The organism is uncultured Fibrobacter sp., from assembly GCF_937877005.1.
In the GTDB taxonomy this organism is placed as follows: domain Bacteria; phylum Fibrobacterota; class Fibrobacteria; order Fibrobacterales; family Fibrobacteraceae; genus Fibrobacter.
In genome coordinates, this window is the sequence record NZ_CALEFV010000055.1 from 1 (window position 1) to 21,146 (window position 21,146).

Here is a 21,146-nt window from a genome sequence, read left to right on the forward strand (position 1 = left end):
AAGACACTGAAAGCGGGAGTCAGTGCAGGAATCCGAGTCAACCCTCAGTATTCCACGGTCGAAACGGACTTGTACAACCCCTGCGGGAAATTTTCCCGCCTCGGCGTCACCGAAGCAGAATTCAAGCCGGAACTGTTAGACGGAATCGAAGGTTTTCACTTCCATGCCCTTTGTGAGCAGGATGTAGACGCCCTCGAAGGGGTTCTCAAGGCCTTCGAGCATCATTTCGGCAAGTACCTGAACAAAATGAAGTGGGTGAACTTCGGCGGTGGCCACCACATCACCCGCAAGGATTACCATCGCGAAGATCTCGTTCGCCTGCTCAACGATTTTCACAGCCGCTACCCGCACCTGACCATCATCATGGAACCGGGCGAAGCAGTCGGTTGGCAGACGGGAGAACTCGTCGCCTCTGTCGGAGACCTAGTCCACAACGAAATTGACATCGCGATCCTGAACATATCGATTAGCGCACACATGCCCGACTGCCTTGAAATGCCTTACCGCCCCACCGTTACGGGAGCAGGCATGCCGGGAGAGAAGATGTTTACATACAAACTAGCAGGAAATTCTTGTCTCGCAGGCGACCAGCTAGGTGATTTTTCTTTCGACAAGCCGCTCAAGATCGGCGACAGAATCATCTTCGAAGATATGATTCACTATACCATGGTCAAGACCACCTTCTTCAACGGAGTACGCCATCCAAGTATCGGCAAGTTCGACGAACAAGGCAAATTTCATTTGCTCCACAAGTTCACTTACGAACAATTCAAGCAGAAACTTTAGAGCACGGACCTTCGGTCCTCTGAGGTCACTTCGTTTTCAGGTATGAGCTCGGCTCTACGAGCCTTTGAGAAAAGGAATCACATTTTCAAGCCTCATACCTCAAAGCGAACCTTCAGGCGAGCGATTCCATACCTCATACCTTATTTCATCATGCTATTTCATTCAGAACAAGAAACTTACAACTGGGCGGTTGAATTCGGCAAGAACCTAAAGCCGGGCGACAAGGTGGCTCTTTATGGCAACCTGGGTGCCGGCAAGACAGTTATTAGTCGTGGTATCTGCAAAGGTCTCGGTTTCGAGGGTTCAGTCTGTTCCCCTACCTACACCATTCTGCACGAATACCCCAACGACCCGCCGATTTTTCACTTCGACCTTTATCGCCTCGATGGCGGCGCCGACCTCTACGAGGTCGGCCTCGACCCTGACTACCTTGAACGCGGCATCAGCCTGATCGAATGGCCCGAGCGCCTCGAGGACAACGACCCTGGTCTGACGCACAAAATCGATATAAAAATCCTCTCGGAAACCGAGAGGGAAATTAAAATAACAAATCTTTAGACAAAGACTACTTAGCCGTAGAATCGGCAGGAACGGCAGCGGCCTTGGCGGCATCCTTTGCCGCCTGAATTTCGGCAATCTTTACGATTTCGTCCCATTCGCTCTTATCGCCAGTGTAAAGGAGCATGGGCCCCTTGTATTCGGTCACGATCTTCGCTGCCGCAACGGTGTCACCCTTGTCGAGAGCGGCATTCGCATCGGTCAGCAAATCCTTCTGCGCTAGTCTCATATCCTCAATTTCACCTAAACGGTTTTGAGTGATTACTTCCAGAGAGTCGCTCACAAAAGCAAGAGTCCTCGTCGATTCGTAGCAAGACTCCACTTCGGCATATTTGGAAGCATCCTGCGATGCAGCCTGATACAGACTTTCGCAGGTCGCGAAAGTTTCTGCGCAGCTTTGCTTGACATGCTGGTAATACTGATAGCCACCGACAATAAGGCCAACGACGACCAAAAGGAATACTCCATCCTGCCACCCCATGATAGGGCCGGTCGGCATTTTCGGTTTTCCATTGACGGTATCACCTGCTTCCAGGCGTTCTTCCGCTTCGTCAAAAGGGCTTTTTCCATTCAAGAAACTGAACATAACTCTCCTACTTTTTTGAAAGGGCCAAATAGACCCGTGCATATAAATAAATCTGTTTCATCAAGCTCGCAAAGCCATTGGATCGCGTCGGGGAAAGGCCAACATTCAACCCGATATCCTGAAAGAACTTCGGGTCTACCGAAAGGATTTCCGCCGGAGACATATCATTATAGACCTTCAGCGCAAGCGCTCCCAGACCACGGCTGATCAGGGGATTTGTCGTACCCCCCTCGACATCCATTTCAAAATGGATTTTTTCCCCATTAAACTGAGGAACCAGATACATAGTTGATGCACATCCCTGAATAATGAACTTTTCATCTTTCAGGGACGCATCCATTCCTTTATGAGATCGCGCTAGGTCCAGAAGATATTTCCACTTTCCATCTTCGTCTGTAAAACTAGCGAACGTTTCGCGGACTTCTTTCAATCGTGAATCCATCAATTCGCTCATCATCACCTCAAGAAAGAACGCATTTTCCATATCAGCGAAGGACAAGCCCAAAGTACGGCAAAGAAAATGCGGAACAAAGTCTGTTTTTCACGCGGCAACTTGGAAAGATTCCTGGCGGCGCGATCAAACTGGGCATCGGCAATCTTGTTAAAACCGGGCTTGGCACGAGCAACCTGCACATGCTTGTTTCCAAGAGCCTCATTCCAGCGGTTAAGCACCGCCGATTCAATCGCTTCACGATTTTCCCCGGAATCATTGAGCCAGTCCCGCACCGATTCGGCTACAATCTTGCCACAAAGCAGCGCTTCGACAATTCCCGAACGACTAATGGGGTTCACGCAGCTTGCAGCATCGCCAGCCTTAAAGAGACCGCATTTCGCCAGCGGCTTGGGAGTCGTTCCGGCACAGGCTATCATACCGCCATAAACCGCCTTGATCCTTGCCTGCGGATAGTCGCGAGCGATAAAGTCCTGGAGCTTTTGGCGTAACGGCACCTTGTGTTTGACACCCTTGCCAAGCACGATATTCACTTCGCCCCCATCACGCGGAAAGATCCAGCCGTATCCCGCCTCGAATTCAGAACCGAAGAAAAGCTCGATATGTTCCTTGCTATGTTCTATACCTTCCGCCACGGCAAATATGGCCGGTTCAAGGTCCGCATCACCGGACTCGATTTCCTGCAGACATTCAACATTGCGAGTCAGTCTGCAACCCGGTCCCGTAGCGTCTATAACGACTGCTGCGGACAGAGCATAGGTTTCGCCCCCGGTTTCCACCATCAATTTCCACCCGTCACCATCCCTTTCCAATTTACGGATGAGTACATCATAGCGGCATTCCACACCGGCCTGTACGCAACTTTCCGAAATGGCATGGTGGAATCGGGTACGATTTAATATAAGACCACAGTCCTTACTATAAAATTCAGCGCGATATCGCTTTGGCGACGTAAAATATATTCCCGACAAGGGCCCCCGTACAAAGGACTCGTCCACAGGCCATAGGGCCTTCAAGCGATCGCGCGATACCGCTTCAGCACAATAGATGGGCTCTTTCCACGGCTCCTTCTTGTCCAAAAGCAAAATCCGTCTAGCACCGGAGGTCGAACGTCCGAGTGTAGAAGCAGCCATGAGGCCAGCCGGACCAGCCCCGCAAACCACTACATCGTACCGATTTGATGTAAAATTTGCCATTACGGGGAACAAATTAGCTTTTATTTATAAAGTTTTTTTGTTTTTTATTGCTATTTAACAATTTTTTTAGTTATTTTAGGGCTATCCGTTATTTGGTTTTATCCTTAAAGGGAATGTTATATATGAATATGAAGAGAGTCTCCAAGTTTGGCCTGTGCCTTCTAAGTGCGCTCGCACTCAATGCATTTGCTCAAGACAATTGGGCAGGCAAGGACCTGAATGTTTCTTTCAGTAACAAGCGTATCGACGGCTTCAACTTCGAAAATTCGAAAGCCGTCAAGAATACGACCGACTTCCGTCGTGCCACCGGTGAAGGTCCGAACTTCGCCGGAGCAAATCTGACTGAGGTTTCGTTCCAGAATGCCGTGATTAGCAACGCCAACTTTGAAAAGGCCAACCTCTCCAAAGTCACCATTAGCGGCGCAGACATCCGCGGATCCTCCTTCGAAGGCGCCAACCTGGAAGAAGCCAACCTCTACCGTGCAACGCTGCTCGATAGCCAGTTCCCGAAAACAAACTTGAAGAACGCCCGCCTTGACGCCATGAAGGTGTCCGACAATACGGACTTCAGCAAGTCCGACCTGACCCAGGCGTCCGTCATGGACGTGGACCTGACTGCCGCCGACTTCAGCAAGGCCAACCTCACCAACGCCAATTTCTCCCGTTCCCTGATGGCTAACAGCGACCTCCGCAAGGCAACGCTCGTCAAGACGGACTTTACCGCCTGTAACCTGATTGCAGCCAACTTCAAGGGTACCGACCTTATTGAAGTGAACTTCGCCAAGGCTGGTCTTTCCCAGGCTAACTTCAGCGGCGTGGAATTCAAAAATGTCAACCTGAAGGAAGCTGACCTTTCTCTGACGACCTTCAATGATGTCGACCTCTCCAAGACCCAGCTTCAGAAGGCTAAGTTCGCTCAGTCTACCCTGAAAAACATGAACTTCGACAACCAGGACCTGACCGGCGTCGTATTCGACAAGGGTTCCGTGTCCAAGAGCTCCTTCGTAAAGGCAAAGCTCTCCAAGACATCCTTCTTCGACACCGAAGTGAGCAAGAACTCCTTCCAGAATGCCGAACTCCTGAAGGCCGTGTTTGATGGCGCTTACGTCCGTAAGGACATTTTTGACAAGGCCGACCTGACCAAGGCAAACTTTGCGAACTCCACCATCGAACGTTCCGACTTCATCCTCGCACAGCTTTCCGGTGTTAGCTTCGCCGGTGCCAAGCTCGAAAAGGTGAACTTCACCAACGCCAACATGCAGGGCATCAAGATTGACGCCGACACCAAGATGAACGACGTTGACTTCTCCGGTGCAAATCTCGAAGGAGCCAAAATCGAAAAGTTCACCGCCAAGAAGGTGATCTACGATAACAAGACCGTCTTCCCATCCGGTTTTGACCCTCGTCAGTACGGTTTCACCAAGCGTGGTGAAAAGGCCGCCGATATCAAGGTCGAAGGCAAGAAGAAGTCCGGTGACGATGGTGAACCGAAGAAGAAGAAAAAGAAAAGAAAGTCCATGGATGACGACGAAGAGTAATCCAAGACCATAACGGATTTCAAATAGCCCCGGTGAACAACCGGGGTTTTCTTTTTAAAAAGTATTCCTACTTTCTATCCATCAGCCAGTTTATGGCTTCAGACAAAGTCCGTACCTGCACGATGCGGATACCAGAAGTCTGTTCCGGTAATTTGCCTCCGGCTGGAACTACCGCCTCGGTCATACCGAGGCGACGGGCTTCCTTGAGTCGCTGATCAAGAAGACTCACGGAACGAACTTCACCCGAAAGTCCCAATTCGCCAATGGCGATACACTGTCTACCGAGCGGAATTCCAAGATGGTTGCTCGCTATCGAGATTGCCAAGGCCAGGTCCGAAGACGTATCGCTCACCTTCAGACCGCCTGCAATCGAGACAAAGACATCAGACGCTCCGACAACGACTCCGCCGAACTTTTCTAGCAACGCAAGAATGATGGTCAAACGTTTCGGATCGATTCCCGCGGCCACCCGCTGCGGAACGGCAAACGAGGTCTGGCTCACTAGCGCCTGAGTTTCAAAAAGCATTGCTCGGGACCCTTCCATGGTACAGCAGACAACACTCCCCGGTGTCGGCGGAACCCCCTCCTGCAAAAAGACTCTACTCGGATTTGCAACAGAAGAAAGTCCATGACTTGTCATCTCGAAGACTCCGATTTCGTCGGTTGCACCAAAGCGATTTTTAATGGTTCGCAACAGACGATACTGATGGTTGCGGTCCCCTTCGAAATAGACGACCGTATCTACCATGTGCTCCAGGATACGGGGGCCGGCTATTTGGCCATCCTTAGTCACATGGCCGATAACAAGCGTTATGCAGCCCGTATTTTTGGCAAAGACCATCAAGTCTAGAGTACATTCACGAAGCTGGGTTGCAGACCCCGGTGCCCCCGAGAGCGATTCCTTATAAACCGTCTGAATGGAGTCGATGACAAGCACCTGCGGCTTTATCTCCCCCGCCTGTTGAACAATCTTGTCGAGGCTAGTCTCGCAGAGGAGCAGCATGTCGGAACCAGAAACATTCAGGCGTTCGCTCCGGAGCTTCACCTGTACAGCACTCTCTTCTCCACTTACGTAGAGGCACTTGACGCCAGCAGCTGTCATGGTGGCGAGGGTCGAAAGCACCAAGGTTGACTTACCGATACCCGGATCGCCACCGATGAGCACCAGGGAACCTGGAGCAAGCCCGCCACCCAGTACCCGATCAAATTCAGCATTGGCGGTGCTCAGCCGCCGCGTATCTTCGGTTGCGACATCCTTGAGAGGAACCACCCTGTGGACAGGACCTCCAAGACCGCGCGCGGCGCGCCCACCGTCGGGAAGCATCTCGACAGCATGTTCCTTGAGGCTGCTCCATGCCCCACAGAACGGACACTTCCCAGCCCACTTGGGAGTCGTATTGCCGCACTCGGTACAGAGAAATTCAATTTCTTTTTTTGCTTTAGACTTGTTTAGTGCTACCATGTGCACTAATATAGTTAAAAAGGGATGACACAAAGTGTCATCCCGCAAAGAGTGAACAGACGTTCAGTACAATTAAGCGATCGTCTTGCCCTTTTCAAGGGCGTCAGCGAGGCTCATGCCTGTAAATTCCTGGGCACTGAACCAGCGACCGCTCTTCTTGTCGTCCAGGAGCACAGAAACCATGGAGCCGGGGATCACGCTTTCAGGAGCGTTGGGGGCGTTGGGGCCACCGAGATCGGTGCGCAACCACCCCGGATCCATCACGTTCATCATTACATCGGTACCGTTCAGCTTGCAGGCAAAATCCTTCACGAACTTGGTGAGAGCGGCCTTCGCACAGGCATAGCCCATGAGTTCGGGCTCACTGGCGATTCCGCTCGTGGTAAGCTGCATACGGCCAAAACCACGCTTGATCATACCGGGCAAGAAGTGATAGGCTATCTTGATCGGAGCAAAGAAGTTCACCGCCATCGCATGGTGGAAATCTTCCATCGTGTTGGTCAGATAATCGGAGAAGTAGTGGCTCATGAGGCCCGCATTGTTGAACACCAGGTCCACCTGCACGCCCCAGCTGTCGATTTCTGCAAGGGCGGCATCGATTTCGGCCTCGCATTCGAGGTTGCAGCCCACAGCACGAACTTCTACGCCGTACTTCTTGAGTTCGGCAATCACGGGTTCGGCATGAACCTTGTCACGGCCCTGCAAAATGATATTTGCACCAAGTTTAGCCATCTCAATAGCGGTAAGACGGCCAACTCCGCGGCAGCCGCCTGTAATCAAGGTCCATTTGCCCTTAACATCAATCATGAATTTATCCTCTTTTGGTATGGAATGCGGTTAAGCCCACCTTCTCAATTTCCAGAGATAAAAATAGACATCTCAGCTTTCGAAAGGCAAGCTTTTTTTAAGAATTCTGTATACAGAAGTAAATGGGATTCTTAGGTGGTAGCCGACTTATAACGGATGACCGTGGAAGAAAAAGTTAAATTTGTTCCAAATTTTAAGGGTATAAACATGAACAACTCTAGAGACAACTGGGGTTCGAAGCTAGGCGTAATTCTTGCGGTCGCAGGTTCCGCCGTCGGACTTGGCAACTTTTTGCGTTTTCCGGTGCAGGCAGCCACAAACGGTGGCGGCGCATTCATTATCCCTTACCTCATTGCCTTCTTGCTTTTGGGCATACCTCTTTCTTGGATGGAATGGACGCTTGGCCGCGCTGCCGGCAACAAGCACCACGGTACCGCCCCCGGCGGATTCCACTACATTCTGAACAAGAAACCCTGGGCCAAGCACCTCGGTTCGCTCGGGCTCCTGCCCCCGCTGTTCATCAGCTTCTACTATATCTTTATCCAGTCTTGGATTCTCGCGTTTACCTACTACTCTGCCACAGGCAAACTGATGGAAGTGGTCGCCGGCGGTTACGAACCGATGAAGGAATTCTTCGGCAACTATATCATGCTGAACACCAAAGTCGGCCCTGTTCCTGCCGCAATCCTCTTCTTCTTGCTCACCTTCGCCTGCAACATGGGACTCCTTTCGTTCGGCGTGCGCAAGGGCATTGAACGCGTGAACAAGATTACCATGCCGATTCTTTTGATTATGGGCATTATCCTCGTGGTGCGCGTGCTTACGATTACCGATATCGGTAAGGGACTCGCTTTCGTGTGGAACCCGAACCTTTCCGAAATTCTCAACCCCACGGTTTGGCTCGCTGCCTCTGGTCAGGTCTTCTTTACCATGAGCCTCGGTATGGGCATCGTTTTCTGCTACGCCAGTTACCTGAAGCCCAAGGAAGACCTGGTGCTTTCGTCTTTAACGGCAAGTGCCACCAACGGCTTTGCAGAAATCATCCTTGGCGGCACCATCGTGATTCCGATGGCCGTACTCATTGCCGGTAACAATATTGAAGAATGCGCTAAGCTCGGTACCTTCGGCCTCGGCTTCCAGACCATGCCGTTCGTATTCGGCCAATTGCCCTTTGGCGGATTCTTCCAGACGCTGTGGTTTGCGATGCTCTTTATCGCGGGCGTCACGAGCGCCATTTCGATCATCCAGCCGCTGATTAGTTTCTGTGAAGACGACTTGAAGTTTAGCCGCAAGGGCTCCATTACCGCCACGGGCACAGTAACCTTCCTGGGAGGCCTTGTGGCAATCTTTGGTCTTGCTGCCGGTGCAGTTGATGAGCTCGATTTCTGGGGCGGAAGCTTCTTGCTGGTGGTTCTCGGCACCATTCAGGCATTCATCTTCTCGTTCGTACTCGGTCGCCGCAAATCCGACGTGATTGGCGAAGACGGCAAGCCGGAATGCGAAGCTTTCGCCTTGATGAACGACGGCGCCGCCTTGAAACTCCCCCGATTCTTTAGGCCAATCATTATGTACGTGTGCCCGATTTACCTGGCTGTCGTGCTAGTCGCCTGGATCATTCACGACGGCATGGGCGTGCTCCTGTTGAGCAACGTTCCGGCCGATGCCAAGGTCACCTTCCTCGGTAGCGAATTCTCACAGATTGGCTTTACCTGGGGTGTTCGCGGGTTCCTGCTCGCTCTCGTGGTACTCTTGAATATCGCCATCTACTACGCCTGGAAAAAGAACGGCCCGGCCAGAAAGACCACCGTTCTCCACAAGCAGAATATGACCGTCGGCAATTCCGACGAGGAGGCATAACATGGAATTTTCTACTAGCGGCCTGATTTTTATGGTCCTTTCGTGGGCAGGTATTATCGGGATGTGCACCTTCTGCTTTTACAAGGTGTTCAAGAAGAAATAGACGAAAGAATGGACACAGTCCTACATACGAAGGGTTAATATGAAACTTACGAAGTACCAGAGTTCCATTGCGTACTTGATTTTTGTTTTTTGTAGCATATTTGTGCAGATGGGCTTGTTTGTACACTTCCAGAGGTGGCTTTCGTTTTCATTCGAGGGATCTGCCTTCTGGTGGCGCAGCATGCTTCTGCAAGTAGCCATTTTCGCGCCGAGCATTTTCATGATGCCCGCCGCCAGCTACTTTGCCGGCCGTTACCACAAGGGTCGCGTCATGGCCTGGTGTTCCGTGGGAATGCTCGCCTCGGTGATTGCCGTCGTTGTCTGCTACGTGGCCGGAGCCGAATGGGTGGCCTACGGACTTCTTGGGCTGTACGGCATTTTCCTTGCAGTACTTAGCCCCGCTAAGCTCGGCATCATGAAAGAAATGGTAGAAAGCGAAGACCTGGTCAAGATTAACTCATGGTACATGGCTCTTTCTGTCTTGGGAACTGCTGGAGCAGCATTTTTTGCCATGGGACTTTCGGGCAGACCCGACTCGCCCATCAGCATCGACCTTACGCTATGGATTTATCTTGGCCTAAGTGTCGTCACAACCATCACCGGATTCTGCATCAAGGTTGGCGAAAAGCACGACAGTCTCAAAATGCGTTCCCCCATGCGAAATTTCTCGGCCACCTGGAGCCACCCGATTGTACGTCTTTCGATTCTTGGTCTTGCCGCCTTTTGGGGCGTGACGCAGATTTTCTTGATTTTGATTCAAGACTTGGCGAACATGCTGAACACAGCCGTGATTCCAATTTCCATGTTTATCGTGACCGCCGGCTATGTGGTTGGAGCATTCTCTGCCAGTTGGGCTTCCAAGGGCTTTGTCGAAACAGGCCTGATCCCGTTTGCAGCAGTAGCCTCCGCTATTACCATGTTTGCACTCCCGTTCGTACATAACGCCTGGTTGCAGGCGATCCTTTACGGCATTATCGGCTGGAGCGCCGGCTGCGCATTCGTCATCTTGCGAACTGTCATTCAAAGCTACACCCGCCCCGATACAGCAGGCCGCATTCACGCAGTGGCAAACTGCATTCAGATGGCTGCACTCGTGCTGATTATGGGCGGCCAAACATTGCTCCTCATCTTTACGCCGATTACGCTCGATTACTGCTTTATGATTTTAGCGGTAATTCTTGCACTTTGCTTTATTGCAACCCTCAAGAACAACCCGATGGCCCTTTTGCGAGCGGCGCTCCGCTTTGCATTCGCCTTCGTATTCCGTTACCGAGTCAAGGTGATGGGTGTGCAGAACATTCCCGAATCCGGTCCAGTTCTCTTGGTGGGTCCGCATTTCAGCTTTATCGACTGGGCGGTGCTCCAGATTGCTTCGCCGAGACCTCTCCGCATCGCAAGCAACCGCAACACATTCGCCGACTGGTACCAGCGCTGGTTCTTCCACGGGAACTTCTTAATTAGCATTAACCGCCGCGACCCGGCCCCTGCCATGGAAGAAATCCACAAGGCTCTCTTGAATGGCGAAGCAGTCGTGATTTTCCCTGAAGGCGAAGTTTCGAAGACCCCGTTCGTATCAACCTTCTCGCTCGATTATTCCAAGGCCATCGAAGGTACAGACACCCCGATTGTCCCGTTCTATATTCAAGGTCTTTGGGGCAGCCGTTACAGCCACGCCTCGGAATGCGTGAACCGTCCACAGTCCTTCAACCGCATTATTAGCGTCGGTTTTTCGAAGCCGCTTCCTACGAACGCAACCGAAAAAGAAATCCGCCACGACCTGGAACTTCTGGACACCGATATTTGGAATGCCGCCATGGACCATTCCGCATCGATAGTCCCGCTTTGGTTCAAGGCTATGCGCAAGCGCCGTTCCCGCGTGATGCTGATTGACCCCGCCGGCAACCATGTCAACGGCTACGACATGATTCGTTTGTGCCACCACTTCGGCAAAGTCATCAAGTCTGTCGCCAAGGGTGACCGCAATGTGGGTTTCATGCTTTCGACCAGCCGCGACGCCGCCCTCGGCATTATGTCAATTCTCGGCACCGGCAAGACGTCCGTGAACCTGAACTACTCTGCGCCGGTCGACACGATCATGGGTTGCATTGAAAAGGCCGACCTTTCTACCGTAGTGACGACGCACGCCTTCTTTGACAAGCTCTGCGGAAAGAACGTCGCCTTCGGACAAATCGCCGGCAAATGCCAGATGATTTACCTGGACGAAGAAGAAGCGAAAATGTCGACGATATGTCGCCTTGTTTCGACCTTTATCATCCACATCTGCCCGGGAGCGATTTTACGCCGTCTGTGGTTTACCGCAGCCGACCTGAACGACGACGCAGTCATCCTGTTCAGTTCGGGTTCCGAAGGCACCCCGAAGGGAGTCGAACTCACGCACAAGAACGTGATCTCGAACGCCCAGCAGGGCGACCACATTATCAAGCTTCGCCGCACCGATGTCATGACAGCCCTTCTCCCGCTGTTCCATTCGTTCGGCTTCACCATGACTTATATGATGCCGCTTCTGGACGGAGTCCCGATGGTTCTCTGCCCCGACCCGACGGACATCAAGACGCTTGCCCGCGTGTGCGCCCAGTACAAGACGACCATCATGATGGGCACGCCGACCTTCCTCCGCGCCATCGCGATCAACCGTTGGGTTCACCCGATGTGCCTGGATTCGTTGCGCTACATTATCGCCGGTGCCGAAAAGCTCCGCCCCGAAATGCGAGAAACTTTCAAGCTCAAATTCGGCAAGGATGTCTACGAAGGTTACGGATGCACCGAACTCACGCCGCTCGCAACGCTCAACGCCCCGAACGTACTCCTCGATGACTTCCTCACCATGGAAAAATGCTCCGACAATTCGAGCATCGGCATGTCCGTACCGGGTTCCGTCTGCGCCATCATCGATCCGGAAACCAACGAATTCCTGCCGCAGGGTGAAGAAGGTATGCTGGTCGTGACCGGTCCGCAGGTCATGAAGGGCTACCTCAAGGACAAAGAAAAAACAGACAGCGTCATCCTGGAAATCAACGGACGTCGCTGGTACAAGACCGGCGACAAGTGCAAGCTCACTCCGGACGGATTCGTACAAATCCTCGGACGTTACAGCCGCTTTGCCAAGCTCGGTGGCGAAATGATTTCACTCACCGCCGTAGAACTCCGCATCGCCGAATCCGGCATCATGGAAGACCACGAATTCGCCGTGACGGCCGTTCCGGATTCTGCCAAGGGCGAAAAAATCGTGCTCCTGGTCAAGGAGGGTAACGCCGAAGAAATATCCCGCAAACTCCGCAAATCGGGCATTCCGCCGCTCATGCAGCCGGGCGCCGTCTTCAGTGTCGATCAGATTCCGAAGCTCGGGAGCGGCAAATGGGATTTTAACGGCATGAAAAAATTAGCGATAGAATTAGCAGAAAATTCCAAGAAATGACATTCATGGCAAAACATTTTGTCCGAAAAGTTGTATATTAAGTATATAGGCGACTGATTAAGGAGGTTATATGGAACAAATTGTAAAAAAAATGGCAGAACTGGGGCTGACACTTCCAAAATGTCCGGCACCACTCGCAGCCTACGTTCCTGCCGTACGTAGCGGAGATACTATATATGTATCGGGACAGCTTCCCTCCGTCAACGGAGATTTTTCGGCATTCTGTGGCACTGTTCCCAATGAAATTTCAGCTGAAAAAGCTGCCGAAGGTGCTGCCATCTGCCTCATGAACAACGTGGCAGCCGCTCTCTCGCAGCTAGAAGAAGGAGAAACTCTCCGGTTGGTACAGATGCAAGGGTTCGTACAATCAGCCGCAGGTTTCCACGAACAGCCCGCCATATTGAACGGCGCCAGCGAACTTGCTGTCAAAATTTTTGGAGACAACGGCAAACATGCACGTACCGCTGTAGGCGTATCCAGCTTACCGAAGAATGCCGCTATAGAAATAAGCTGTACATTCCAGGTCATCAAGGCCGAAGCCAAGTTCACGGGACGCTATGGCTGGATTGAAGGATAAACCTTAAAGCTGAATGGTCTTGATCCATTCGCGCATTTCATAGACATCAACATTCGCCCGCAAAGACTTGTGGGCGATTCTTGCACCCGGAGTGGTCGCCATCTTTTTGGGGTCCAGATGCATACCTACGCGACCGAGGTCTAGGCGGTCGGCATCGTAGCAGGTGTTGATGGTCGGATCATCGGTCTGATGTTCCTTAGTGTGATAGAAGCAGGCATGGTACAGCTTATCAAACTGTTCCTGCGTGATTTCGAGAAGGCCCTTTTCGAAGCATTCCTTGGCAAAGGCAGCTCCGCGTTCACCATGTTCGCCATCGTAGCCGTCATCTTCGCGCTTGCAGTCGTGAAAGAGAGCGAACAGCCGCACGACCGTCACATCGGCACCTGTAATAGGCGCAAGGAGCAAGCCGTTGAATTCCACCTGCCGCCAATGAGAAAGTCCATGAATCGTCGAATCCACGATTCGGTTACTATAGACAAACTCTTGTAAGGCGGCAAAATCTAGCATAGATCCTTCGACTTCACTTCGTTACGCTCAGGATGACACGTTGTGCATTGTGATGCCACAACGCGTCATTTTCCGTAGTGTTCCTTCAGGTCCATCAGGCACTGGAGCGCCTGCATCGGGGTCATTTCTTCGGGCTTTAAGCGGCGGATTTCTTCTTTAAGGAGTTGCGTGGATTCGTCAGGGGGAGCGAACAGGTCGACCTGCGGCTTTTCCATGAGTTTCTTGTGGGTCGCGCCATCGCTCGGGTCAATCTTCTGCTTCTCAAGGCGCAGAAGAATCTTGCGGGCGCGGCGAAGCACGTTATTCGGGAGGCCCGCCATTTCCGCCACGTGAATACCGTAGCTCGAATCGCAAGCGCCTTCCAAAATCTTGTGCAAGAAAATCAGCTTGTCGCCCTTTTCCTGAACGCCCACCTGGAAGTTTCCGGCGTGTTCAAGGCTTTCTACAAGGCCCGTGAGTTCGTGGTAGTGCGTCGCAAACAGCGTGATGGCGGCACGGGCGGGTTCGTCGTGCAGCGTTTCTACAATCGCCCACGCAATCGAGAGGCCGTCAAAGGTGCTCGTTCCGCGACCGATTTCGTCGAGGAGCACCAGGCTGTGGGACGTCGCATTGCGCAAGATGTTTGCAGTTTCGATCATCTCGACCATGAACGTCGAAAGGCCGCGGCTCAGGCGGTCGCTTGCGCCCACGCGGGTAAAGATGCGGTCCACCACGCCGATGCGGGCACTTTCAGCCGGTACAAAGCAGCCGATTTGCGCCATGAGCACAATGAGACCCGTCTGGCGCAGGTAAGTCGATTTACCGGCCATGTTCGGGCCCGTAATGAGCATCAGGCGGGTCGCTTCGGGCGAAAGATTCACATCGTTCGGGATAAAGTCCAGGTCCGAATTGACCGCGACAATCACCGGATGGAAACCTCCCTTGATTTCGATGCCCGAGCCTTCGAAAACTTCGGGGCAAACGTAATTGTACTTGCGGGCGGCGCGGGCAAAGCTGTAAAGCGTATCCACGTGCGCAATCGCATTTGCGATTTCCTGCAGTTCAGCACGCCAGCTGTTCACGCGTTCGCGAAGTTCGCAGAAAATCTTGTATTCGAGCGCATGAATATTGACTTCGGCGTTACTGATGATGGATTCGCATTCCTTCATCTCGGGCGTAATGTAGCGTTCGCCATTCACCGTTGTCTGCTTGCGGATGTATTCGTCGGGAATCGGAGCGGTCGCCTTCGCCATCTGCGCCTTGGTAATTTCGATGTAGTAACCGAAGACGCGGTTGTAGCCAACCTTCAGGCTCGGGATTCCGAGGCGTTCGCGCTCGCGGACTTCCAAGGAGGCGATCCATTCGCGGCGTTCCTTGATGTCTTCGTTCATGGCATCGAGCTCCGCATTTGCGCCCGCGCGAATCATGCCGCCCTCGCGGACGGTCAGCGGCAAGTCATCGTTAAATTGCGAGAGGAGTTCTTCGCCACGGCCTCGGGCGGCAATGAGGGCCGCTCGCATCGGTTCAAAAATCGGCGAATTCAATCCTTCAAGCACATCGGCCACCTTGGATGCCTGCGAAAGCGAACGGCCCATGCCCGCCAAATCGCGGGCATTCGCGCGGCCAGAACCGACGCGGCCCATCAGGCGTTCCATATCGAGAATCGAAGTCAGCGATTCTTTCAATTCGTCTAGCGCCACCGGATTATTGACAAGTTCTTCGACGGCTTCTTCGCGTTCCTTGATGCGGTCCACCGAAATCAGCGGGTGGCTCACCCACTCCTTCAGATTGCGGCCGCCCATGGCAGTCACCGTAAAGTCGAGCACGTAGCAGAGCGTGCTGCTGATATCGTCGGCATTCAGCGGGCGCACCAGTTCCAAGTTACGCAGCGTACTCGGGTCAAGCGTCATGTAGTCGTCGAGATTCAGAATCTCGAGCGTCGTAAAATGCGAAAGTTCGGACTTCTTCTGGTCCATCAGGTACTGGAGAAGCGCTCCCGTCACCTGCGTTTCGACCACTCGCCCATCCAGGCCGAGACCGTCCAAAGCCTCGACCTTAAAGTGCGTAAACAGCACATCCTTCGCGGAATCTTCGCCGAACAGGAATGCCGGAAGTTCTGTCACCAGAATGTTTTCGGAGCGGATCAAGTCCATCACACCGCTAGGAATCACGGTTCCTTCGGGCACCACGACTTCTTTCGGCATGCGGCGGCAGAATTCACATTCAAAAGCCTGCACCGAGCTCTTGCACGCGGCCAAGTAGCCGGTCGTCACGTCGGCAATCGCAAACGAGACCGAGTCCTTCTCGGGAATGAAGGCGCAAAGGTAATTCGCCTCCTTCGCATTCAGGTTCGATTCGTCCATCGCGGTGCCGGCACTGATGATTTCTACAATATCGCGCTTGACGATTCCCTTTGCGAGTTTCGGGTCTTCCACCTGTTCGCAAATGGCGATGCGGTAACCCGCCGCCACCATCTTGGGCACGTAGCGGTCCGCGGCATGGTGCGGGAACCCGCACAAGGGTGTCGCTCCCGAGGCGCCGTTGTTGCGGCTCGTGAGCGTGAGTCCTAAAATCTTCGAGGCAACCACGGCATCGTCTTCGAAAAGTTCGAAGAAGTCGCCCATTCTAAAAAACAAGATGCAGCCGGGATTCTGTTTCTTGATCTCGTAATACTGCTGCATTAACGGGGTCACAGCCATTAGGCATCTCCCATCGACAATTCAACCTGGTCCGGATTTTCTTCGGGCTGCACCGGTTCTTCGGGGCTCACCGATTCGGGTTTAGCATACTGCGGCACCAAGGCGCCCGCTTCCAGAAGTTCACTGAATTCGCGGAGGCGCGGCAGGTCTTCCGGGATGCGGTTGATGCCAAAATACTTCATGAACTCCTGCGTGGTCACGTAGGTATAGGGGTTTCCCACCGTATCGGCGCGGCTACCCAACGCAATAAAGCCCTTGTCGAGCAAGTTACGGATCGGGCCATCCACCGACGACACGCCACGCACCTGTTCAATGGCCGCCTTGGTAATCGGCTGCTGGTAGGCGATGACCGCCAAGGTTTCAAGCGCCGCCTGGCTAAGCCTACGGGCATTTGCCTCGGGGAACAGCTTGCGCACCCACGGGTAATACTTGGCACGCGTGCGGAAACGGTAACCGCCCGCCTGTTCCACGATTTCGAACGGGGAATTAATCTTGTTCAGCGAATCGTTCGCCGCAATCAAAGCATCGGACACCAAACGCGCATCCAAAAAATCGCCCAGAATTTCACGCAGCTTTTTAAGCGTCACAATGTCAGGAGACGCAAACACCAGCGCCTGGATAATGCGGGCCAAATCCTCCTGGCTCTCGACTTTCGGGAGTTCCGCCGATTCTTCGGCCAAATCGTCCAAATTCTGATTTTCTTCCATACATCCGCAAAATAAAAATTTTCACCGCGGCAAGTATGCCCACGCCTCTGGTTTTTCATCTTTTGGGCGTTCCCCGGCTTGGGGCCGGGGCGGGTGTGGAGTGTGAGATGATTATCCGAAAGGGATTTAGTCGGAGTTCTTTACGCAACGGACAGGGTATCCATAAGCCTTTGGAATATTGTACCCATAAAGTTTCCCGGCGACAAAATCGACATGGAATGCTGAGGAATCCGAATACTGCGATGCGGACCAGTATTTAGGAAACGCATCCGCGATAAATTCATCAACCCTGTCTATCCCGTTTCGATACCAGACCTTGTGATAGCCAAGCATCTTTGTGCGGAAACCCAGTCCGCCATTGTCAATATCCTTCAGCAAGGTTTTCCATTCGCTCGCTGCAGGGATATGCCAGCCTTCTGGGCAGACGCCCTGGTGCGAAAGCGAATCGGAATAGACTAGACGAGTCTTCTCGTATTGTTCGCCGACGCCCATGGCGGCCATCCAGTTGTATAGCCGTCCGTATTCGTCACAACCGTCCGTGGCATTTTCAGGGCACCAACTCTGACCGGAAACTTCGTAATTCAGGTTGTCCACCATCCAAACGTTTTCCCCGATTTTAACGGTCCGAATAATTTGTCCCGAGCGGGAATCCTTGAAGGATCCGTAGTCGTCAGGATCCCGCGTCCAGCTTGTGCCGTCACAGACAATGTTCATGCCGTTCCATGTTCCTTTCAGATTCTTTCGGTTTGCGTTGCATAGGCCGAAAGTCTGTTCCAGAGTCGTAGCCTGTAGCCATACATAGCAGGAGTCATGGGAGCATTTTTCCTTTCCGCAGTAATAATGCTCTCCAAGATAGGTGGCAGGTTCTAGGTGAATCGCTTCCCGGCAGACTCCCACTGCTGAATCCATGGCGGTCATCTTGTGCCAGCCCTTTGAACTTGTCGAGTAATCCTTTAGGTATGCATCGCAATAATAGTGCTGTCCTTCAAGACCAACGGTAATTCCGTATCGCGTATTCACGCACGAGCCATACATTGCCCAGAAGGTAGAATTGATCCACTTGCTTTCGCCATGTCCAGCACATCCGTAATCCACGCCCTTGAATACACCCCAACCGAAATTGTTCCCGAAACAGAATCCCAGCGAATCCGTAATTTCGCTTCCCTGAACCCAGTCATAGGTGGTGGTAGAATTATGATAATTTTTCCCGCAACCATAGGTCTTTCCGTTGTAAGTCTTCACCGTTCCCACTTTTGAACTTTCGCAGACACCCAGTTCAGAAACCAGCGAGTTGTAGGCACCCCATCCATTGGCTGTGCATGTATATTTCTTGGTTTCGATGGTTCCCGTTTTCCCATATTCCGTAGATGTGCAGGGGCCAAGGACTTCCGTCAGTGGAACCACTCTCCAGTTGTAAGAGTTGCATCCAAACAAGGTGTCGCGATAGAAAAGCATGTCCCCTTCCCGTTCCTTGGTGCAGATGCCTTCGTCTTCTTCTAGGCTAGAAAGACTAGTCCAGCTCGAAGAGCCGTGGCAGACATAGCGGGCGATGCCGGTAGAGCTCGTATGGAGAGTGACTACAGTTCCGGCCTTGTCGCTCTGGCATTTTCCGAAGATGTCCGTTACGGTGGCCTTGCTCCAACCCGTTGTCTTGCAGATATACCCTATGCTGTCTCTGTCGAACGAGATATTTCCAACACTGGAGTTTTCGCAAAAACCCATGTCGTATTCCAGCTTTGTAATGGTTTTCCACGCCCCGTCAGAACATAGGTTGTATGAACTTTGGAAATTGACTTTTTCGCCTTCGCGGGCCGTTGTGCAGGTTCCAAGGACTTCTTCCTTTGTCGCTTTCCGCCATGTAGAATCGCAAATATATTTTTTATTGTCCTTCGATTCCCTTATCTCACCTTTTATCTTTTCGTAACAATATCCAATGGACGCAACGGGCTCCGTGAGCTGTTCCCATTTCAGGTCCTCGTTGCAACCGAAGCTGTTTTTCCCGTCGAACCTTTCTATAATCTTATAGCGATTCGCCTCGTTACATTCGTAGTAATCTCCCACTGTTTCGTATTTCCAATAAACAAGGTGCTTACCATCCAGGGTAGCAGAGTCGCAACGAAAATAAACGAATTTACCAAGCCTTGAATCATAAACCGTATCTCGTAAACCCATTTGAAGCGATGTGCACACTCCGAAGCGCTCCTCGTCGTAGGTGAGAGTTTCCCATTTCAGGTTATCCCTGCAAACATAGATTTTCCCCCTAAAATTCAAGGTATCGGCAAGTTTTTTCTTGACGCAATCCCCATAAAAGTCCTTTGGTAGGGCGGCCCGCCATTTTGCGGTATCGCAGGTGTAGATAAGCGTGTCGGAACCTTTCAAAACCGTGTCGATTTTTCCCTGCCGTTTCGGAATGCAGACTCCGATTTCCTTTTCGAGTTCCGAATAGGTCTGCCAGGTGAGAATGTCCCAGGTGCCAGGCCTGCACACGTAATCGGTATGCATATAGGACCCCAACTTATAGATTCTCGTGCTGTCACACTCGCCGAGCACATCTTCTAGCTCGGCCTTTCGCCAATCGTCCCCGTCACAATAGAAGGGGGTCATGGTGGAATCTACCCAGCAGGAATCGATTTTTCCCTTGTCTTCGGGCTTGCAGAAGCCGATTTTATCTTCTGGGAAATGCACCCTACGCCAGGAGTCTTCGTTGCACACGTAATTTTCGCCATTCAGCTTGTAAACGGTCCATTCGATGGAATCCAGGCAGGCCACGCCTAACTCATCCATTTCCGCAGGACGCCAGGTTCCGTCGCAGATATACAGCGTATCGCGAACGTAGTGCTTGTGACCGCGATAGGAATAATGGCAGTCGCGTTCTCCCGTCCTTTGCCATGTGCCATCCTGACAGATGAAGTTCTCTCCCTGGTTTGCCACGTAGAACTCCTCGTCTTCCATGTTCAAATTGCAGGCGGGGAGGAACTTTTCGTTATCAACAAAACCTGAGTAGCGGATGCAGCGAATGGAGTAGTAGGTCTCGCTGTCCATAGGCAGGTATTCCGTCTTTCCCGACGGTATAATGCTAAAGTATTTGTCGCCGTCCGTCATGAGATTTAGAGACTTGCCCATACCGGAACACTTGGGAGAATTTTCCGAACCAGAACAGGTTCCTGCATATTGGGGATTGAATCCGAAAGCCTTATCCGTCACGTCAATGGCGAAGTTCTCCATGTACTCGTAGTCTCCGACCGTCGGCATATGAAATCCGTAGGGACAGGCGTTCTTCCTTGCGGCGGTGCGATAGAGGTTTCCGTAGTCGGAGCAGTTTTCCTCGTCGTCGTTGTAACAGATGCTGTAACCGATGAAGGCGTTCAGGTTTTCGGCCATCCACTCGTATGCTCCAAAGCGGATGGTGCTGTAGCTCGAAACGGAATCCTTGATAATTGTCGCCGGTCCCATTCCAGAGCGGAAGCTGGTTCCCGCCGCCGAGGAATCGGTGTAATCCCTAGAGTCGAGAACATCGTCTTCCTTTGGCTCGTTTTCTGACAGATCTTCACTGGCGCTGGAACTGCTGGAATCCCCGCAGCCGATAAACGCCGCACCGAGCACCCCCGCGAGGGCGCAGATCATAAGCTTTCTAGAAAATGCGTTTTTCATGGGAAACCCGTTGTTGTCCTTACCCCCTAAAAATAACAAAGCACCCCCCTGCACCGCAAGCCTTCAGCGCACATAAAAACAACTTTTTTCAAGATTTTTCGTCAAAATTTTCTATATGACTCAACCTGGGACATATAGGAATTTTCCAAGATTTCATGACAGGAAAGCATTGGGCGTTCCCCGGCCAAGGGCCGGGGCGGGTGCTGCTCGCCGAGCACGCTCGGCTCATCGAGCCTTGCGATGTGTC

15 protein-coding genes are annotated in these 21,146 nt (G+C 52.3%); 6 read left to right on the forward strand and 9 right to left on the reverse strand.

Annotated features, from left to right (window positions below; translation table 11 throughout):
- Together Q0628_RS03230 and tsaE are read left to right on the forward strand one after the other, a co-directional pair.
- The coding region (locus tag Q0628_RS03230) for a carboxynorspermidine decarboxylase (protein WP_298768139.1) at positions 1-786 on the forward strand (786 nt) is incomplete at its 5' end.
- Positions 787-936: 150 nt separating this feature from the next.
- On the forward strand, positions 937-1,344 hold the full coding sequence (tsaE, locus tag Q0628_RS03235; RefSeq protein WP_298768140.1) for a tRNA (adenosine(37)-N6)-threonylcarbamoyltransferase complex ATPase subunit type 1 TsaE: 408 nt from the start codon (positions 937-939) through the stop codon (positions 1,342-1,344).
- A gap of 7 nt (positions 1,345-1,351) precedes the next feature.
- Here tsaE and Q0628_RS03240 read toward each other — a convergent pair whose 3' ends face one another.
- From Q0628_RS03240 to Q0628_RS03250, 3 genes are read right to left on the reverse strand one after another with little or no spacing between them, the layout of a single operon-like run.
- A complete protein-coding gene (locus Q0628_RS03240) occupies positions 1,352-1,930 on the reverse strand; it encodes a hypothetical protein (RefSeq protein ID WP_298768141.1) in 579 nt (192 codons plus the stop codon).
- 7 nt (positions 1,931-1,937) lie between these two features.
- Entirely contained in the window at positions 1,938-2,414 is a 477-nt protein-coding gene (locus Q0628_RS03245; protein WP_298768142.1) for a SufE family protein, read from the reverse strand.
- A complete protein-coding gene (locus Q0628_RS03250) occupies positions 2,387-3,577 on the reverse strand; it encodes an NAD(P)/FAD-dependent oxidoreductase (protein ID WP_298768143.1) in 1,191 nt (396 codons plus the stop codon). Before Q0628_RS03250 ends, Q0628_RS03245 begins: the two co-directional genes overlap by 28 nt.
- A 122-nt stretch (positions 3,578-3,699) precedes the next feature.
- On the opposite strand from Q0628_RS03250, the gene Q0628_RS03255 reads away from it, so the two are divergent.
- On the forward strand, positions 3,700-5,115 hold the full coding sequence (locus Q0628_RS03255; protein WP_298768144.1) for a pentapeptide repeat-containing protein: 1,416 nt from the start codon (positions 3,700-3,702) through the stop codon (positions 5,113-5,115).
- A 67-nt stretch (positions 5,116-5,182) separates the two neighbouring features.
- Here Q0628_RS03255 and radA read toward each other — a convergent pair whose 3' ends face one another.
- Together radA and Q0628_RS03265 are read right to left on the reverse strand one after the other, a co-directional pair.
- Positions 5,183-6,577 carry a DNA repair protein RadA gene (gene radA, locus Q0628_RS03260; protein ID WP_298768145.1) on the reverse strand — a complete coding sequence of 465 codons (1,395 nt, stop codon included), beginning with the start codon at positions 6,575-6,577 and terminating at the stop codon, positions 5,183-5,185.
- 72 nt (positions 6,578-6,649) lie between these two features.
- Positions 6,650-7,384 carry an SDR family oxidoreductase gene (locus Q0628_RS03265; RefSeq protein WP_298768146.1) on the reverse strand — a complete coding sequence of 245 codons (735 nt, stop codon included), beginning with the start codon at positions 7,382-7,384 and terminating at the stop codon, positions 6,650-6,652.
- A 207-nt stretch (positions 7,385-7,591) separates the two neighbouring features.
- Between Q0628_RS03265 and Q0628_RS03270 the strand changes: the two genes are divergently transcribed.
- The 3 genes from Q0628_RS03270 (at position 7,592) to Q0628_RS03280 (ending at position 13,356) form a co-directional block, all read left to right on the forward strand.
- Positions 7,592-9,241, forward strand: a complete 1,650-nt coding sequence (locus Q0628_RS03270) for a sodium:calcium symporter (protein WP_298768147.1) — start codon at positions 7,592-7,594, stop codon at positions 9,239-9,241.
- A gap of 142 nt (positions 9,242-9,383) precedes the next feature.
- The gene (locus Q0628_RS03275; protein ID WP_298768148.1) at positions 9,384-12,779 is read left to right on the forward strand and encodes an MFS transporter; all 3,396 of its coding nucleotides are present in this window, start codon (positions 9,384-9,386) and stop codon (positions 12,777-12,779) included.
- Positions 12,780-12,849: 70 nt separating this feature from the next.
- Entirely contained in the window at positions 12,850-13,356 is a 507-nt protein-coding gene (locus Q0628_RS03280) for a RidA family protein (RefSeq protein WP_298768149.1), read from the forward strand.
- 3 nt (positions 13,357-13,359) lie between these two features.
- On the opposite strand, the gene Q0628_RS03285 is transcribed toward Q0628_RS03280, so the two are convergent.
- The 4 genes from Q0628_RS03285 to Q0628_RS03300 form a co-directional block, all read right to left on the reverse strand.
- Positions 13,360-13,863 (reverse strand): HD domain-containing protein, encoded by a 504-nt coding sequence (locus Q0628_RS03285; RefSeq protein WP_298768150.1) that lies wholly within the window; start codon positions 13,861-13,863, stop codon positions 13,360-13,362.
- A 65-nt stretch (positions 13,864-13,928) separates the two neighbouring features.
- On the reverse strand, positions 13,929-16,541 hold the full coding sequence (mutS, locus tag Q0628_RS03290; protein WP_298768151.1) for a DNA mismatch repair protein MutS: 2,613 nt from the start codon (positions 16,539-16,541) through the stop codon (positions 13,929-13,931).
- Positions 16,541-17,248, reverse strand: coding sequence for an SMC-Scp complex subunit ScpB (gene scpB / locus Q0628_RS03295; protein ID WP_072797100.1), 708 nt, complete (start codon positions 17,246-17,248; stop codon positions 16,541-16,543). The genes mutS and scpB overlap by 1 nt, the downstream gene beginning before the upstream one ends.
- A gap of 126 nt (positions 17,249-17,374) precedes the next feature.
- Positions 17,375-20,899 carry an FISUMP domain-containing protein gene (locus Q0628_RS03300; protein WP_298768153.1) on the reverse strand — a complete coding sequence of 1,175 codons (3,525 nt, stop codon included), beginning with the start codon at positions 20,897-20,899 and terminating at the stop codon, positions 17,375-17,377.
- Positions 20,900-21,146 lie beyond the last annotated feature (247 nt).